Annotated in this window: 14 protein-coding genes; 9 read left to right on the top strand and 5 right to left on the bottom strand. The window is 70.3% G+C overall.

What is annotated here, in order from left to right:
* The first annotated feature begins 50 nt into the window (after positions 1-50).
* From D7V88_RS28515 to D7V88_RS28505, 3 genes are all read left to right on the top strand, one after another.
* Positions 51-263 (top strand): hypothetical protein, encoded by a 213-nt coding sequence (locus tag D7V88_RS28515; RefSeq protein ID WP_120543780.1) that lies wholly within the window; start codon positions 51-53, stop codon positions 261-263.
* A 52-nt stretch (positions 264-315) separates the two neighbouring features.
* The gene (locus tag D7V88_RS28510) at positions 316-993 is read left to right on the top strand and encodes a tetratricopeptide repeat protein (RefSeq protein ID WP_120543779.1); all 678 of its coding nucleotides are present in this window, start codon (positions 316-318) and stop codon (positions 991-993) included.
* A gap of 99 nt (positions 994-1,092) precedes the next feature.
* On the top strand, positions 1,093-2,037 hold the full coding sequence (locus D7V88_RS28505) for a hypothetical protein (protein ID WP_244238447.1): 945 nt from the start codon (positions 1,093-1,095) through the stop codon (positions 2,035-2,037).
* 4 nt (positions 2,038-2,041) lie between these two features.
* On the opposite strand, the gene D7V88_RS28500 is transcribed toward D7V88_RS28505, so the two are convergent.
* The 4 genes from D7V88_RS28500 to D7V88_RS28485 all read right to left on the bottom strand — a co-directional run bounded on the left by D7V88_RS28500 (position 2,042) and on the right by D7V88_RS28485 (position 8,132).
* On the bottom strand, positions 2,042-2,701 hold the full coding sequence (locus D7V88_RS28500; RefSeq protein ID WP_244238446.1) for a CAP domain-containing protein: 660 nt from the start codon (positions 2,699-2,701) through the stop codon (positions 2,042-2,044).
* A gap of 95 nt (positions 2,702-2,796) precedes the next feature.
* Positions 2,797-4,125: a DUF1552 domain-containing protein gene (locus D7V88_RS28495; protein ID WP_120543777.1), complete on the bottom strand. Its 1,329-nt coding sequence runs from the start codon at positions 4,123-4,125 to the stop codon at positions 2,797-2,799.
* Entirely contained in the window at positions 4,122-5,798 is a 1,677-nt protein-coding gene (locus tag D7V88_RS28490) for a DUF1592 domain-containing protein (protein WP_120543776.1), read from the bottom strand. Before D7V88_RS28490 ends, D7V88_RS28495 begins: the two co-directional genes overlap by 4 nt.
* 270 nt (positions 5,799-6,068) lie before the next feature.
* Positions 6,069-8,132: a M3 family metallopeptidase gene (locus D7V88_RS28485; RefSeq protein ID WP_120543782.1), complete on the bottom strand. Its 2,064-nt coding sequence runs from the start codon at positions 8,130-8,132 to the stop codon at positions 6,069-6,071.
* Between the two features lie 250 nt (positions 8,133-8,382).
* Here D7V88_RS28485 and D7V88_RS28480 point away from each other — a divergent pair, with 250 nt between their 5' ends.
* The 5 genes from D7V88_RS28480 to D7V88_RS28460 all read left to right on the top strand — a co-directional run bounded on the left by D7V88_RS28480 (position 8,383) and on the right by D7V88_RS28460 (position 13,525).
* A complete protein-coding gene (locus tag D7V88_RS28480; protein ID WP_120543775.1) occupies positions 8,383-9,273 on the top strand; it encodes a hypothetical protein in 891 nt (296 codons plus the stop codon).
* 15 nt (positions 9,274-9,288) lie between these two features.
* Entirely contained in the window at positions 9,289-9,660 is a 372-nt protein-coding gene (locus D7V88_RS28475; protein WP_244238444.1) for a hypothetical protein, read from the top strand.
* 32 nt (positions 9,661-9,692) lie between these two features.
* Positions 9,693-10,229, top strand: a complete 537-nt coding sequence (locus tag D7V88_RS28470) for a hypothetical protein (RefSeq protein ID WP_120543773.1) — start codon at positions 9,693-9,695, stop codon at positions 10,227-10,229.
* Positions 10,230-10,450: 221 nt separating this feature from the next.
* Positions 10,451-11,905 (top strand): DHA2 family efflux MFS transporter permease subunit, encoded by a 1,455-nt coding sequence (locus D7V88_RS28465; RefSeq protein WP_120543772.1) that lies wholly within the window; start codon positions 10,451-10,453, stop codon positions 11,903-11,905.
* Positions 11,906-12,070: 165 nt separating this feature from the next.
* Positions 12,071-13,525, top strand: coding sequence for a hypothetical protein (locus D7V88_RS28460; protein WP_147448900.1), 1,455 nt, complete (start codon positions 12,071-12,073; stop codon positions 13,523-13,525).
* Positions 13,526-13,684: 159 nt separating this feature from the next.
* Here D7V88_RS28460 and infC read toward each other — a convergent pair whose 3' ends face one another.
* Entirely contained in the window at positions 13,685-14,428 is a 744-nt protein-coding gene (gene infC, locus D7V88_RS28455) for a translation initiation factor IF-3 (RefSeq protein WP_120543781.1), read from the bottom strand.
* A 280-nt stretch (positions 14,429-14,708) separates the two neighbouring features.
* Here infC and D7V88_RS28450 point away from each other — a divergent pair.
* Positions 14,709-15,524: S1 family peptidase (locus D7V88_RS28450; protein WP_244238443.1), on the top strand; the 816-nt coding region annotated here is incomplete at its 3' end.

Genomic DNA, 15,524 nt, shown 5'->3' with positions numbered 1-15,524 from the left:
GTGTATAAGAGACAGGTGCTAGGGTGCGATGTTCGGTCAGGAGACGCGACATGAGCCAGAATGATTCCCGCGCGCGCAAGGTCCAGACAGCCCTGGAAGGGAACGATGAGTTCAGCACCTTTTCCATCGACCCCGACCTCAAGAAGCTGAAGATGAAGCTGGACCTCCAGGCGGAGGCGCAGCAGCAGCAGTCCGGCCGCCCGGAGACCGCGCCCAAGGCGGGCATGTTCATGCGGCTGTTCCACAAGGTGTTCCGGGGCTGAGCGTCCCATCCGGGTGTCCTCCGGCGGAGGCGTGCCCCGGCGGAGGGTGACGATGGTGAAGGAGTCCTACCGCGCGCAGTGGGATCGCTCGCGGGCGTATCTGGAGACGGGCGACCTGGGGCTGGCCCTGCAGGAGCTGCGCGACGCGCTGACGCTGGCGCCGGACGACGCGTTCCTCTGGGAAGAGATCTTCAACCTGTCGCTGCTCGGCGGCCTGACGCAGAACGCCCTGGCCGCGGCCGTCCGGCTGCGCGAACTGGCGCCGGAGAACCCCAACTTCATCGGCCTGCACGCCATGGCCGCGCTGCTCGCAGGCCGGCTGGCGGAGGCCGTGCCCCTCTTCGAGGAAGGGCTCCGCCTGGACCCCGGTTCGGTGGAGACGCGCCGGCAGCTCGCCCGGGCGCTGGACGTCATGGGCCAGCGCGACCGGGTGCGCGCGCTGCTGGAAGAGGCCGTGGCGCTCGCGCCCACGGAGACGGGCGCCTCCAACGACCTGGCGGTGCACTACCTGGAGCATGTTCCCGGGGAGGGACCGGCGCTCGCCGCGCGCGTGCTCGGCCCGGTGCTGGACGCGCACCCGGCGGATCCGCCCACGCACTTCAACATGGCGCTGGCCCTGCGTCTGAGCGACCCCTCACGGGCCCGGTATCACATCCAGAAGGTCCTCAAGGGCGACGACAAGGAGCTGCGCGCGCAGGCGCAGCAGCTCCTGACGATGATCCCGGCCTGAGCCCTTCCGGGGCCCGGCTCGGAGTGTCAGGGTCCTCCAGTGGCCCCCGTCACGGGGGCCATGGATTTCCAGAGACAGACCCTGAAGACGCGCTGTGCCGTGACCTCCCTGTGTTGGAGCGGCGAGGCGCTCGTGGACCCGGTGGGTGGCGGCGTGCGCTACCACCTGGATGGCACCTGCTTCGACCCGCACGTGAACTTCGCCTACCGCTTCGACCGCGCGGTGGTGTCCCCGGACGGGCGCTACAGCGTGCTGTACGAATCGCTGGGCACGACAGGGCTGCTGCTGGAGGGCACCCGGGTGATGCGCCAGCTCCAGCGCGACTTCTACCAGGCGAACGTCTTCGACTACCCCGTCGCCCTGCACACGTTCCCCAGTGGCCGCACGCTCCTGGCCCACTGTCCGGACTCCTACTGCGTGCTGGAGCTGGAGGACGTGGCGACGGGCGAGCGCCTCACGAAGCGCACGAATGACGCGGTGGACTTCTTCCACTCGCGGCTCCAGTTCAGCCCGGACGGGCGCTACCTGTCGAGCGCGGGGTGGATCTGGCACCCGGTGGACGCGGTGTCGGTGTTCGACGTGTCCCGGGCGCTGGAGGACCCCACGTCGCTGGAGAAGGGCAACCTCCTGGCGGACACGGAGGAAGGGGGCCTGTTCTTCATGTCCGCGGCCTTCGGTGCGCGAGACACGCTCGTCTTCGTCCGCGTGGACGAATCCGCCAGGGACGGCGACACCTTCCACCTGGGCACGTACTCGCTCGCGGAACGCAAGGTGCTGTCGGACGTGCCCCTGGAGGAGCCCGCCGGCCCGCTGATGGTCGTGGACGCGGCGCACGTGGTGGACTTCTTCAAGCATCCGAAGCTGGTGGAGCGCGCCACCGGCCGCGTCGTGCAGCGCTGGGAGGACCTGGACACGGGCCTGGCGCTGGGCAGCATCCGCCACCACGTGCCCGCCCCTCCGCCGTTCGCGATGGACCCCGCGAACCGCCGCTTCGCGGTGGGCACGAAGGACGGCATCGAGGTGATTACACTCGCGGCTCCGTAGTGCGTCAGTAGGGCTTCTGGCCCACCCAGTTGCCCGGCGGCGCGTAGTTGCACACCCAGAGCTGCCACGTGCCCACGTCCTTGCCGAAGGGCGAATTCTTCGTGCACAGCCGCGTCGCGCAGCCCACCGCCGTCGTGTTGCGCCACACCACCTGCGTGTAGTGGCCGCACATCTTCCCCGGCTTGCAGGTGCCTCGCGCGTAATCGTAGTCGGCGGACTCGTCCGCCCAGCTCTTCACCACCTGCGCGGTGGTCCAGGTGTCGGGCGTCGCGGCGGCCAGGTTCTCTCCGAACGTGCCCCGGTCCGGGTTGTGTTCGAAGCGGCACTCCTTCACGTAGGACTCCGCCTTGCGCAGGGCTTCGTCGGACCACGTGAGCGCGGGCAGCGCGGGCTTCGGCGTGGGACGCGAGGCCTGGGCCCGCGCCTGGTTGTGCGCGGCCACCATGTCGCGCTTCAAGTCGGCGGCGGATGGCACGGGCTTGCGCGGGCCCTCCGGTGGCGTCGGTGTCGTCGTGGACGCGGGCACCTTGCGCGCGGCGGCGGTGGTCGCGCCCTTCTTCGCGGAGGCAGGCGCGGGACGCGTGGGCGTCGCGGTGGAGACACAGCCGAGCAGCGGGGCCAGCAACACCACGGCGAGCCCACGGCGGAGCACAGGAAGAGGCATGGGCCCCATCATCCCGTGCCGCGCCCCGTCGCGCAGGGGAAGTGAACGGAGCAGGCGGCCCCCGGGGTGCCCGAGCGGGTGCCTGCTCCCGTGCGCTACCCGTCCAGCCCGGTCAGGGGCCCCGTGCCGTCACCGAAGGTGCTCACGGGCACGCCGAACATGTTCAGCAGGGAGATGTAGAGGTTCGCCAGCGGCACGTCCCCGTACTGCACGTGCCGGCCCGGGGAGAGGGCTCCGCCCGCGCGTCCCGCCAGGAGGATGGGCAGGTTCTTGTGCTCGTGCATGTTGCCATCGGCGACCTCACTGGAGAAGTACACCGCGCTGTGGTCCAGCAGCGTTCCTTCCCCCTCCTGCACGCCCTTCATGCGCTGGAGGAGGTACGCGTACTGCTCCACCTCCCACTTGTCGATTTTCGCCAGCGCGTCGTAGTTGGCCTGGGCCTTCTGGTGGTGCGAGTACGCGTGGTGCTCACCGGACAGGCCCAGGAACGAATACACGCGTTGGCTGCGCGCGTTGCCCAGCATGAAGGTGCACGTGCGGGTGAGGTCGCATTGGAACGCGAGCACGATGAGGTCCATCATCGCCTTCGTCTTCTCGCGCACGTCCAGCGTGTCCACGGGGGCCACACCCGCGCCACACGCCGGGCCGGCGCCCTCCATCGCGTTGACGCGCAATTCCAGCTCGCGCACGCCGGTGAAGTATTCGTCCAGCTTGCGCCGGTCGGTGGTGCCCAGCCGGCCCTCCAGCGCCTTCGCGTCGGCGCGCACGGCGTCGATGATGCTCAGGCCATACGCGCGCCGCTTCGCCAGCTCCGCCTGGGTGATGTTCGGGTCGAAGTCCGCGAACAGCCGCTCGAAGGCGGCGAGGGGCTTCGTCTCCTTGGGCACGGGCGTGGAGGGCCCTGCCCACGCGATGTTGTTCGCGTACGGGCACGCGTAGCCGGAGTCGCAGTTGCCAATGCCCTTGCCCTGGTCGATGCCCAGCTCCAGCGATGGAAAGCGCGTGGCCTTGCCCAGCGCGTTCGCCATCACCTGATCCATGGAGATGCCGGTGCGGATGTTGGAGCCCTCCGTCTTCAGGGCCTTCACGCAGCTCAGGAACGCGGAGGTCGCGGCGGCGTGGTGCCCGTCGCCGTCGGGTCTGCCCGGCAGGTTGTCCAGCCCGCTCAGCACCAGCACGTCGTCCTTCACGGGCGCCAGGGACGCGAGCGTGGGCGTCAGGGACCAGTCCGCGCCCACACCCGCGGGTGTCCACTTGGGCATGTGGATGCCGCAGGGCGTGTAGAAGACCGCGAAGCGGCGCGGGGCCGGTGCGGGGGCACCCCGGGCCACACCGGGGCGCATGCCCTCCAGCAGGGGCAGGGCCATCAGCGCGCCCATGCCGCGCAACAGGGTCCGACGGGACAGGAGGGGTTGGCGGCTCATGGCGTGGGTCCTTCCGTTTCGCCACCCCTTTTCTGGAACGCGTCGCTGCGGACGATGGCGAGGATGTAGTCGGTGAGTCGGCCGCCCTGGGCTTCGGCCTGCCGGGAGATGTCGCTCACGTTGCAGCGGTCCTCAGGCTCCGCGCCCCGCCCGAGCGCATAGGACAACATGTGCCGCGTCATGCACGCGGACAGGTCCGGGTCCTGCTTCACCACGGCGCGCATCTCCACCACGCCGTTGAACACCTTGCCCCCGGGCAGCTCGCCGCTTGGGTCCACCGCCGCGCCGCCCTCTTCCTTCTCGCGCCAGCGGCCCACCGGGTCGAAGTTCTCCAGGCCGAAGCCCAGCGGATCCATCAGCGTGTGGCACCCCGCGCACGTGGGGTTCGCGCGGTGCTGCCACATGCGCTCCTTGATGTTGAGCGTGGGGTCCACCGCCGGCGCCAGGCCGCCCGCGTCGGGCGGTGGGGGCGGAGGGCCCTTGCACAGCAACTGCTCCAGCACCCAGACCCCGCGCTTCACCGGCGAGGTGCGGTCCGCGTTGGCGGTGACGGTGAGCAGCGCGCCCTTGCCGAAGAGGCCCGCGCGCTCCGGGTGGCCCTCCAGACTCACGCGCGTCATCGCGTCGGTGCCCACGGGGGGCAGGCCGTAGTGCGTCGCCAGCCGGTCGTTCACGTAGGTGAAGGGCGCGTCCAGCAGGTCCTTGAGCCGGTGGTCGCGGATGATGAACTCCTGGAAGAGCAGCTTCGTCTCCTCCCGCATCGCCTGGCGCAGCGGTTCGTCGAAGCCGTAGCGCGCCTCCGGTTCGGCGAAGTCGAGCGCGCGCGTGTAGAGCCACTGGCCGGCGAAGTTGTCCACCAGCGCCCGGGCCTTGGGGTCCGCCAGCATGCGCCGCACCTGCGCCTCCAGCACCGCGGCGTCGCGCAGCCGGCCGCCCTCCGCCGCCGTCAGCAGCGCCTCATCCGGCATGCTGCTCCAGAGGAAGTAGGACAGGCGGCTTGCCAGCTCCAGGTCGCTGACGGGGTGCGGCGCGTGGGACGGGGACACGGGGTCCAGCTCCACGCGGAAGAGGAAGTGCGGCGACACCAGCACCGAGCGCAGGGCCAGCTTCACCCCCACCTCCGGCGCGTCGCCCTGTTGCCGGGCCACCGCGACGAAGCCGACGAGTTTCTCCACCTCCTGCTCGGACACGGGCCTTCGCCAGGCGCGCCGCGCGAAGGTCCGCAGCAGGTCGCGCGCGCACGCTTCCGGCGCGGCGGCGTCCAGCTCACAGGTGCGCAGCGTGCCGTTCGCCCACGCGCGCTCCACCAACTGCTTCGCCGCGTGCGAATACTTCTCCATCAACAGGGGGGACATGCTGAGCACGTCCGCGTTGTTGTCGAAGCCGAAGCCGTGGTCGTCCGGTGGGAAGTCGCGCGCGGGCGCGCCCGTGTCGCCCAGCAGGTCGCGCACGGTGTTGTCGTATTCGGCGCGGTTGAGGCGGTGCAGGGTGACGCGGCCCGGGTCGCGCGACTGGGAGCGACACTGGATGTCCTGCGGATCCACCGGGCCCTCTGCGTCCGGTCCTGGCAGCACGCGGGCCCGGGGCACGGAGGCGTCGCAGCTCGCGAGCAGCAACACCGCGAGCCCCAGCCCCCGCCAGCTCCGACTCCGCCTTTGACGACAGGCTGTCACGTCGCGTCCTCCTGAACCGGGCCTCCCCACGAGTCCGTGGCGAGCGCGCTTCAAGCAAAAGCCTCACCAGTCCCTCGGCGTTGACGGGCGGACGGCGGGCTCCATCCCCGGGGCAGGGGTGCGCGACCGGTGCGGTTCCGGAAGGGAAGAGAAGTTCCGCGATGAGGGGCGGTGTGGGGGGCGCGTGGGCGCCGCGCCGACTCCAGCCCTGGAGGGCGGGTCAGGCGGGCGGCGCGGTGGCGAAGAAGGCCACCGCGCCACGGCCGACGGCTACTGCGAGTCCTTCGCGGTGCCCGTCGTCTTCGCGGCGCCGTCCAGGTAGGCGCGGAAGGCATCGAAGGCGTAGGGCCGGCCGAGGAAGTCCTTCACCTGGTCGGCGGCGGGCTTGGAGCCGCCGGGGTCCAACACGGTGTGGCGGTACTTCATCGCCGTGTCCCGGTCCAGGTAGCCCGCCTTCTGGAACTCCGACTCCAGGTCCTTCGCGATGACGTACGACCACAGGTACGTGTAGTACGCGGCCGAGTACCCATCCAGGTGCCCGAAGGCGACCTCGAAGTGGGTGCCGTCGCGGTACTCGTGGCGGAAGGGGCTGAGCTTCTTCTGCAGCTCGGAGAGGACGGCGGACGTGTCGAAGCCCGGCGCGCGCGAGTAGTACTGGAGGCTGACCGCGGACAGGAACAACTGGCGGCGCGCCCACAGGCCCTGGCCGAACTCCTTCGACGCGCGCAGCTTCTCCACCATCTCCGCGGGGATGGGCTCGTTCGTCTCATGGTGCTTGGCGAAGCTCTTGAGCACCTCCGGCTGCTGCGCCCACTGCTGGAGCAGCATGGACGGCGTCTCCACGAAGTCGCGCTCGGTGGAGATGCCGGAGATGGGCGTCCACTTCTGGTGACCGGAGAAGACGGTGTGCATCAGGTGGCCGAACTCGTGGAAGAACGTCTCCACCTCGTCGTGCGTCATCAGGTCGCCGGGGCGCGGGAAGTTGCACACCAGCACGGCCTCCGGCAGCCGCCTGTCGGCTTCACCGGTGATGAGGTCGAACTGCGCCGCGTGCTTGAACTTGTCGTCGCGCGGGTGCATGTCCAGGAAGACGCGGCCCAGGGGCTTGCCGCCCTCCAGCACGTCGTAGGCCTCCACGTCCGTGTGCCACGTCTTCACGTCCTTCGCCGGCTGGAACGTCACGCCCCACAGGCTGGAGGTGATGCCCATCACGCCGTCCTTCACCCGGGCGTACTCCAGGTAGGGACGCACCGTCTGCGAGTCGAAGCCGAAGCGCTCCGCGCGCACCCGGTCCTCGTAGTAGTCGTGGTCCCACGGCTCTACGACGGTGGCGCCCTTCACGTCCTTCTTCTTGCGCGCCAGCAGCTCCGCCATCTCCTTCTTCGCGCGGGCCTCCGTGGACTGCGCCAACTGGTCGATGAAGTCCGCCGCCGCCTGCTGCGTGCGCGTCATCCGCGTCTCGGTGGTGAAGGCCGCCCAGTTCGCGTACCCCAGCAGCGTCGCCAGCTCGTTGCGCTTCTCGATGAGCTGGCCGAGCACCGCCTGGTTGTTCGGGAACGCGCGCTGACGGTAGGCGCGCCACAGCTTCTCGCGCGCCTTGGCGTTCTTCGCGTACGTCATGAACGGGAAGTAGTCCGGGTAGTTGCTGGTGATGACCACCTTGCCATCCGCGCCCGGCGCGTGCGCCTTCTTGTAGTCCTCCGGCAGCCCGTCCAGCTCCTTGGGCGTGAAGGCCACCTTGCGGATGTCCTCCGCGATGTTCTTGCTGAACTGCTGGCCCAGCTTGAGGATCTCCTCGTTGAGCGCCTTCACCTTCTGGCGCGTGGGCTCGTCGCGGTCCACGCCGACGCGGCGGAACTCCAGCAGCGCGCGGCTCACCCAGTGCTGCGTGGGCGCGTCCGCCTTGGACAGGTCCACCAGCGACAGCGCGTCATAGACGCCGCGGTCCTGGGACAGCGCCACGTTGGCCGCGTCCACCTGCTGCTCGCACTCACGGGACGCGTCGCGCAGGGCGGGATCCGGGTGCACGGATTGGGTGAGGCTCGCGCGGTTGGCCGCGTTCATGATGGCCGTCTGCGCTTCGTCGTAGGCCTTGAGCACCGCCTGCCCGTTCGACTTCGCGTCCAGCTTCTTGAGCGCCACCACCTGCGCCTGGGCGCGCTCCAGGTCCGCCTTGCACAGGGCCTTGAAGGTGTCTGCCGTGCCGGCCAGCGGCTCGGAGCCCTTGAAGGGCTCCAACTGGGGCTTGGACGCGTTGGCCGCGATGCGGGCCTGGGCCTCGCGGTTGTTCTTGATGCTGCCGTTGGAGCAACCCGTCGCGGCGAGCGCCGCCATGACGGTGAGCGCGGGGATTTTCAAAGGGACTTCCTCCAAAAGAAACGACGCGAAACGCCGGCCCGTCATGCCACATCCCCACCCCTGCGCGCCTGTCCGCCGTGAACGGCGCGCCTACCCTCAGGGGGTGGGTCCTGGAGCCTGCCTCCCCACCGTGACGCACCTCGCCTTGAGCGGCGCCCGGCCGCCCGGTACTCCAGCGGCTGCTTCGTTGTCCAAGCAGGTCTCCTGGCCGGAGGTTGACAGACAGATGCGCAAGGCACTCGGTGCGGTCGCGGCGTTGCTGTTGTGGGGCTGTGGTGGCGCGGGGACGGACGTCCCGTCCGCTGCTCCCGGTTCCCCCGAGGGGCTGACGCTCAGCTCGGAGGCGGGCCTGACCCGGGGCACCTGGGGACAGGACGTGTCCTTCTCCTCCCAGGAGGTGGAGCCCGGGGTGTACCGGCTGGAGGTGCGCACGCACGGCCTGACGCTCACCGGCTTGATGGACCCCGCTTCGGGTGTGTCCACGCTGGATGGCTTCGCGGACCAGAACGCGCAGGACACGCAGGTGCTGGACGCGGACCGCGAGGTGCTGGCGGCCTTCTACCAGGCGCTCAACCAGGGCCTGCCCGCGGGCGACGCGGCGACGCCGGAGGCCATGTACCTGCGGCGCGCGGTGGGCATGTGGGCGCAGTACCCCACGAGCGTCACGCTGAAGCGCACGGTGATGGGCGAGCAGGGCCGCGGCTACACGATGCTGTGCAGCTACGCGAAGTGCGCGGGCAAGAACGTGGGGAGCTGCGGCGGCACGTACAACTGGTACTCGTACGCGAAGCATGACTGCGACAAGGGCGGCTTCGACAACGCGAGAAACCAGCAGATTGCCCAGTTGGGTGACCACACGTCGTGCAACGGCGACGAGTACTACATGAACGGCAGCACCTGGGTGTGTGGCGAGCCGGACCACTGGTCGCGTCCCAAGGTGATGGGCAACTGCTTCGGCCGCAGCGGCAGCGGCTGCGGCGGTGACACGCAATACACGGTGGACGCGACGAACCACGACGGCTGCGTGCGCAACGGGCACGTGCTGGCGAGCGGCTGGTGCGACGACCAGTTCGTGTCCGCCTCGGATGACGAGCTGTTCGCGCCCAACTGCTACTGACGGCGGATGGGACGCATGACGCGATGGGTGCTGGGGGCGGTGGGGCTGTGGCTCGCCGCGCCCGCCTGCACGTCCGCGGTGTCCGAGAAGGCGGAGGCCGGGGAGGCGGTGGTGCGCCGCTTCTTCCAGGCCCTGCCCTCCGGCGACTGCGCGGTGTTGGGCCCGATGCTGGTGGAAGGCCAGGGCCTGTCTTCGTGCGAGGACACCGTGAAGGACCTGCGCGAGCACGACCTGCACCTGGTGGACATCGTCGAAGCGAAGGTGGATGGCCGCGACCCGAACGCGGTGCTCGTGCGGGCGCGCGTGTCCCAGGGAGGCAAGGAGCGGCAGGAGCCGTACTTCTTCCGGGTGGAGCGGCAGGCGGAAGGCTGGCGCCTGCGGCTGTGAAGGGCCCGAGGGGCTTGTGAGGGGTACGGACGATGCGACGCCGTGAGCGGGTGATGCTGGTGTGGGGCGCGGGCCTGGTGGGAGCGGTGGTCCTCGCCATCGCGTTCCTGACGTCCCAGGAGACGGGCGCTCCTCCCTCGCTGCTTCCGGAGCTCCAGCAGGCTCCCAGGCCCGTGGAGGCGGCGGTGGTCGCGCCGGAGCGGACGGCGCCGGTGCGCGCGACCGCGCCTGAACAGCCCGGCGCCACGGTGGTGTCACCGAGCCCCGGAGATGTGCCGCCGGAGCCGGAGGTGGCCAACGCCCCCGCGCAACCGAACGACCCCATCGAGGAGGACCAGCCTCAGACGGCGCGTTGGAAGCTGGAGAAGACGGAGCACATCGCGTCGCTGCTGGGGCGGGATGTGACGCGGCTGGAAGGGGAGAAGCAGGAAGCCCGTGCGCGGGGAGACACGGTGCGGGTCGAACAGGTGGAGGCGCTGCTCCAGCGTCACCGCGTCCGGTTGGGTGAGCTGCGCGAGGAAGCCCGGTTGCTCACCAACGCCGCCCGGAACGAACCGCCCGAGCCCTGACGCCACCATCTCCAGTCCGGAGGGAAGCTCCGCGCTGGAGGCCTGAAGGCTTCGGTGCTCCGGAAGGCTTCGGGCCACGAGGCGCCGCCTGCCCGCCTGCCCACCGGAAGGACGGCCAGCCTCTCCGAGGGCACGCGCCGCCGACGCTGTGGGCTCTGAGTACGCTCGCTTCTGGTTTCAGGGACCCACCTGCCGGGCGTACGTGACAGGCGCGGTGCGGCATGCGCATAGAAAAGGGCGTGTCCGTCTCCACCGCGACCGCATCCACCGGACCTGGCCGCTCCACCCGAGGCTCCCGGCTGGCATCCATCGCGGTGGCCAGTGCGCTGTTCATGGAGTTCCTGGACTCCACGGCGCTGTCCACCGCGCTGCCCACGCTGTCGGTGGCCTTCGGCACGGATCCGGTCCACCTCAAGCTCGCGTTGACGTCGTACATCCTCGCCCTGGCGGTGCTCGCGCCCGCGAGCGGGTGGATCGCCGACCGTTACGGTCCGCGCCGCGTCTTCATGGTGGCCATGGGCGTGTTCCTGACGGCCTCCGTGCTGTGCGGCTTCTCGCGGTCCCTGGGCCAGCTCGTGCTCTTCCGCACGTTGCAGGGGCTGGGCGGCGCGCTGATGACGCCCGTGGGCCGGCTCATCATCGTCAACTCGGCGCCGCGAGAGAGGTTGGTGTCCGCGATGAGCTGGTTCACCATGCCCGCGCTGGTGGGGCCACTGCTGGGCCCGCCGCTCGCGGGCTTCATCCTGGGCGTCGCGGACTGGCCGTGGATCTTCTTCATCAACGTGCCGGTGGGCCTGCTGGGCATGTGGGCCGTGGCGCGCTTCGTGCCCGTGCTGAAACAGCCCGACCCGGGCCCCTTCGACAAGAAGGGCTTCGCCCTGGCGGTGGTCGCCATCACCACGCTGATGGGCGCGGCGGAGACGGCGGGCATCGGCCTGGTGCCGTGGCCCGCGCAGTTGGGCATCGCGCTGGTGGCCCTGGGCGCCCTGGCCGCCTACGTGCGACACGCGCTGCGCACGCCGCGTCCGGTGCTCAACCTGCGCCTGCTCCAGGTGCCCACCTTCCGCGCCAGCATGCTGGGCGGCGCCCTGGTGCGCATGGGCCTGGGCGCGACGCCCTTCCTCCTGCCGCTGCTCTTCCAGGTGGGCCTGGGATGGGGGCCGCTGGAGGCGGGGCTCGTCACCATCGGCACGTCCATGGGGGCCTTCGCGTGCAAGCCCGTGGCACCCGTGCTCATCCGGCGCGTGGGCTTCCGCAAGACGCTCATCATCTCCAACCTGCTCACCGCCGCGCTGACGGCCGTGCCCGCCTTCTTCCGGATGAGCACGCCCATCCCCTTCATCATCGGCACGCTCATCTGCAGCGGCTTCATGCGCTCGTTGCAGTTCACCGCCACCAACACGGTGGCCTACGCGGACCTCCCCAAGGAGGCGGTGAGCAGCGCGTCCACGCTGGCCGTGGTGACGCAGCAGATGGCGCTGAGCGTGGGCATCAGCTTTGGCGGCCTGATGCTGCACGTGGCCCGAGGCGGCGGGGACGTGCGCCTCACGCCGGACCGGTTCCTGCTGCCCTTCCTCGCCATCGGGCTCGTGTCGTCGCTGGCCGGGCCCCTCTTCCGCCGCCTGCCCCCTGACGCGGGCGCGCAAATCGGTGGCCGGGCGACAGCGCGCGGTTGAGCCGCCGCTGGCCGTTCACCAAAAGACGTCCGCCGCCGCGCAACACGTCCGCGCGGATCCCCGCTGAAGGGCAGACAGGCAGACGACGCCCCGAGTTCTCCCAGCTTCTCCAGACCGTCCCGACGCACCAGCTTTCCGCCAGGAATCCAACGGAGGGGGACAGGAATGGGTTGGGCGGTACTCACGGGATTGCTCCTGACGGGCATGACGGCCGCGACACCCCCGTCCGCCCTTCCGGTGCGGGGCGGCAACGCGCTGACGTTGCCCGCGCACCGGCACATCGTCCGGGTGTCTCGCAGCGAGGGCTCCGTGCTGCTCGCCGCCGTGCAACAGGGCGGGCTGGACGGGCACGGGCTGCGCATGTTCCGCAGCGACAACGGCGGCGGCACCTGGAAGCTGGAGGGCGCCATCCACGACGGCTCCGCGTATGACCGCGCGGACCTCATCGCGGTGGGCCAGGACGTGGCGCTCGTCTACGCGGTGGAGACGCCGGACAGCACGGGCATTGGCGGCTCCACCCTCCGGGACGTGTACTTCCAGTGGTGGCGCTACAGCGCGTCCAAGGGCCGCTGGAGTCCCCAGACCCCCGTGCGCGTCTTCGACTCCACCAGCTCCAGCACCGCGTACTACCGCGCGGAGCTGGCGCGCGACTCGAAGGGCCGGCTGTGGGTGCAGGCCTTCTTCCGGGAGAAGGACGCCAGCAACACGCTGACCCTCGCGGTGAGCAGCGACGGCGGCTCCACCTTCCGCGAACAGTCCGCGCTCGCGCGCGACATCCCGAAGCGCGGCGGTGGGCGGCTCATCAGCCTGGGCAGCCGGATGATGGTGCTGTGGAGCTCCCACGACGGCCACGACACCACGCACTACCGGATCCGCGATGACAGCGCGTCGCTGTCCACCTGGTCCTCCACGCGCACCGCCTTCTCCGACGGCATCTACCATGGGGCCGCGATGAGCGCGGTGGCGGACGGGAAGGGCGGCCTGCACGTCGTCTACAAGGACAACTCCGAGCGGCTCAACTACCGCCACTTCAACGGCAGCGCGTTCGGCTCCGCGGTGCGCGTGCTGGACGACGGGGACTGGGCCACGCAGCCCGCGCTCACCCGCGTGGGTAGCGCCGTGTACCTCTTCTACAACCAGCCCCGGAGCGACGGCAGCGGCTACCGGCTGTGGGTCCGCGCGCTCTCCTCCAGTGGCAAGCCGGGGGCGGGCAAGGAGCTCGCGTCGGTGTCCGGCTTCGCGGGCTACCCGGCCGCGCCGGAGGTGCTGCCCTCGGGCGTGCCGCTGCTGTGCTTCTTCGGCATCGAGCCGTCGTCCGGCTCCAGCATCCGGCTGTCCTTCTTCTCCACCAGCGCGTCGTCGCTCAAGTCCCAGCCGGTGGCCGCGATGGAAGCGTCTGGGGAAGACGACCGGCGGGTGGCCGCCACCGGAGGCTCCGGCGGACCGTCCTCGTTCGACCCGCCGCAGGACGTGGGGGCGTTGGACAGCGCCCTGACGGGCCCGTCGCAGCAGGCGATCGCCGCCGGGTGTGGCGGTGCCAGCGCGATGCTCGCGGTGGGGATGACGTTCATCCTGATGGAGTGGGGGCGTCGCCGGCGCACGCGGGTCCTGCGCTTCTAGCGGGGGGAGCGTGTCCCCCCGCGACGCGCGGGACGTGGAAGCAGGCCCGCACGACGGGCGCGGGCGGGTCCCTGGGAGTCATCCCGAGGGGCACCGCCCGTGGGCGCGTCTCCCATCTTCACGAGGAAGGGGAGACGCGAAGCCCGTTCGCGCGAACGGCTACGTCGTCGCGGTCGCGGTGTCCTGCTCGTCGCCCGTGTCGGCGTCGTCGCTGGTACCGGTCTCCTCGGCTTCGGCGGGCGCGGTGGAAGCACCCTCCGCGGCGGGATGGCCACCTTCGGGGTGCGGCTTCTTCTGGCTCGGCGGCGAGGCCTTGCGGGCAGCCGCAGCGGCCTGACGCGCCAGTTCACGGGCCTTCTGCGCGACCTTCGGCGTCGGCGCGAGGATCATGAACATCTGCCGGCCTTCCATGCGCGGCATCTGCTCGGCGACGGCCACGTCCTTCAGGTCCTTGATGACGTCATCAAGGATGGCGCTGCCCAACTCCTTGTGCGTGATTTCACGCCCACGGAACTGGATGACGACCTTGGCCTTGTTGCCCTCTTCGATGAACCGGCGGGTGTTGCGCACCTTGAACTCGTAGTCGTGCTCCTCCGTCTTGGGACGGAGCTTCACTTCCTTGAGCTGGATGACCACCTGCGTGCGCTTCGCGTCCGAGGCCTTCTTCTTCTCCTCGTACTTGAACTTGCCGTAGTCCATGATCTTGCAGACTGGCGGCTTGGCCATGGGGCTGACTTCGACGAGGTCGAGCCCCTGCTCCTGCGCAAGCTTCAGCGCTGCTTCGATGGGCATGACGCCGAGCTGCTCGGCGTTCGCGCCAACGACACGGACTTCCCGCGCGCGGATGCGGCGGTTGGTTCTCTGGTCCCGGTTGGGACCGCGACTCTTCTGTTCGCGAATGATGTGAACATCCTCCAAAAAGGGTTGCAGACCCACCACCCGTGAAGGTGTGGCGGGCCCTTCAATGCGGCAGGCCCAAACGGCAAGAACGGCAGGCAGGCAGCCTGTCTGACTCCCGATCGAACCGGTAGACCTCCGGCCCGAGGAGCGTCATGAAGCACGCCTTCTGGCCGGGTGGGCAGGGAGACGTGCAACGGACTCTATCCGGTTCACGACCCCCCAAGGCAAGGTAACGCGGGAGCTGACCCATTCCCACGACCCCCTGTTGCCTATGATGCGCCCCATGGCGAAACGGTCCACCGCATCCGCCAGGGACCCGACAGGCCGCCAACCCTCCGGGGCGGTTGCGCTCGTCGCCTTCCTCATGCTCGCCTGCCTGCCCGTTTCCGGGCCCGAGGAATCCACCCCGCCGGACTCCCAGGCCCAGGAGGTCGTCCAGGGCACGGACGCGCCCGGGGACGGAGCGGCGGTGGCGCTGGTGGCCCGGCGCACGCGCTGTGGAGGGGAGCCGCCGGTCCTCCTCTGTTCGGGCGCCCTCATCGCCCCGGACGTGGTGCTGACGGCGGCGCACTGCCTGGCCCTCTTCGGGGAGGCGGGGCCCTACGAGGTCTTCCTCGGTCCGACCCTGCCTCCGGAGAGCGGAGCCCCTGGGCCCGGAGGTCGGTTCGTGCGCGTCACCCGGGCCGTGGCCCACCCCTCCTATGTCCCTGCCGCCCACGCCTGGGACGCGGCCCTGCTGCGGCTGGCGACGCCCGTGGAGGATGTCCCGCCCTACCGGCTGCCCGGTGGACAGGACCCCCCGGTGGCGGTGGGCAGCCTCGTGCGGGCGGTGGGCTACGGGGACACGAAGGATGCGGCCCGGCCCTCGGGCCAGCGGCGTCAGGGCCTGCTCCAGGTGACCGGCGTGCAGGCCGCGGCCTTCCAGGCGGGCCCCTCTCCGGCCATGAGCTGCGTGGGCGACAGCGGCGGCCCGGTGCTGGGCGGCCCCCAGGGGAACGAGGTGCTCTGGGGCCTGACCGTGAGTGGGGATGTGGCCTGCCGTTCGGAAGCGGTCCAGGTGCGGGTGGACGCGTTGGCGGCTGTCTCTTATTACACATCT

Origin of the sequence: Corallococcus terminator (genome assembly GCF_003611635.1) — a bacterium.
Taxonomy (GTDB): Bacteria; Myxococcota; Myxococcia; order Myxococcales; family Myxococcaceae; genus Corallococcus; species Corallococcus terminator.
The sequence above is the reverse complement of the archived record's forward strand: the minus strand, read 5'-3'. Positions and strand labels throughout refer to the sequence as shown.

Bases quoted from the DNA above. Each gene is read 5' to 3' on its own strand.
- D7V88_RS28515 (WP_120543780.1), top strand. From the start codon at position 51: ATGAGCCAGAATGATTCCCGCGCGCGCAAGGTCCAGACAGCCCTGGAA.
- D7V88_RS28510 (WP_120543779.1), top strand. From the start codon at position 316: ATGGTGAAGGAGTCCTACCGCGCGCAGTGGGATCGCTCGCGGGCGTAT.
- D7V88_RS28500 (WP_244238446.1), bottom strand. From the start codon at position 2,701: ATGCCTCTTCCTGTGCTCCGCCGTGGGCTCGCCGTGGTGTTGCTGGCC.
- D7V88_RS28495 (WP_120543777.1), bottom strand. From the start codon at position 4,125: ATGAGCCGCCAACCCCTCCTGTCCCGTCGGACCCTGTTGCGCGGCATG.
- D7V88_RS28485 (WP_120543782.1), bottom strand. From the start codon at position 8,132: ATGGCGGCGCTCGCCGCGACGGGTTGCTCCAACGGCAGCATCAAGAAC.
- D7V88_RS28480 (WP_120543775.1), top strand. From the start codon at position 8,383: ATGCGCAAGGCACTCGGTGCGGTCGCGGCGTTGCTGTTGTGGGGCTGT.
- D7V88_RS28475 (WP_244238444.1), top strand. From the start codon at position 9,289: ATGACGCGATGGGTGCTGGGGGCGGTGGGGCTGTGGCTCGCCGCGCCC.
- D7V88_RS28470 (WP_120543773.1), top strand. From the start codon at position 9,693: ATGCGACGCCGTGAGCGGGTGATGCTGGTGTGGGGCGCGGGCCTGGTG.
- D7V88_RS28465 (WP_120543772.1), top strand. From the start codon at position 10,451: ATGCGCATAGAAAAGGGCGTGTCCGTCTCCACCGCGACCGCATCCACC.
- D7V88_RS28460 (WP_147448900.1), top strand. From the start codon at position 12,071: ATGGGTTGGGCGGTACTCACGGGATTGCTCCTGACGGGCATGACGGCC.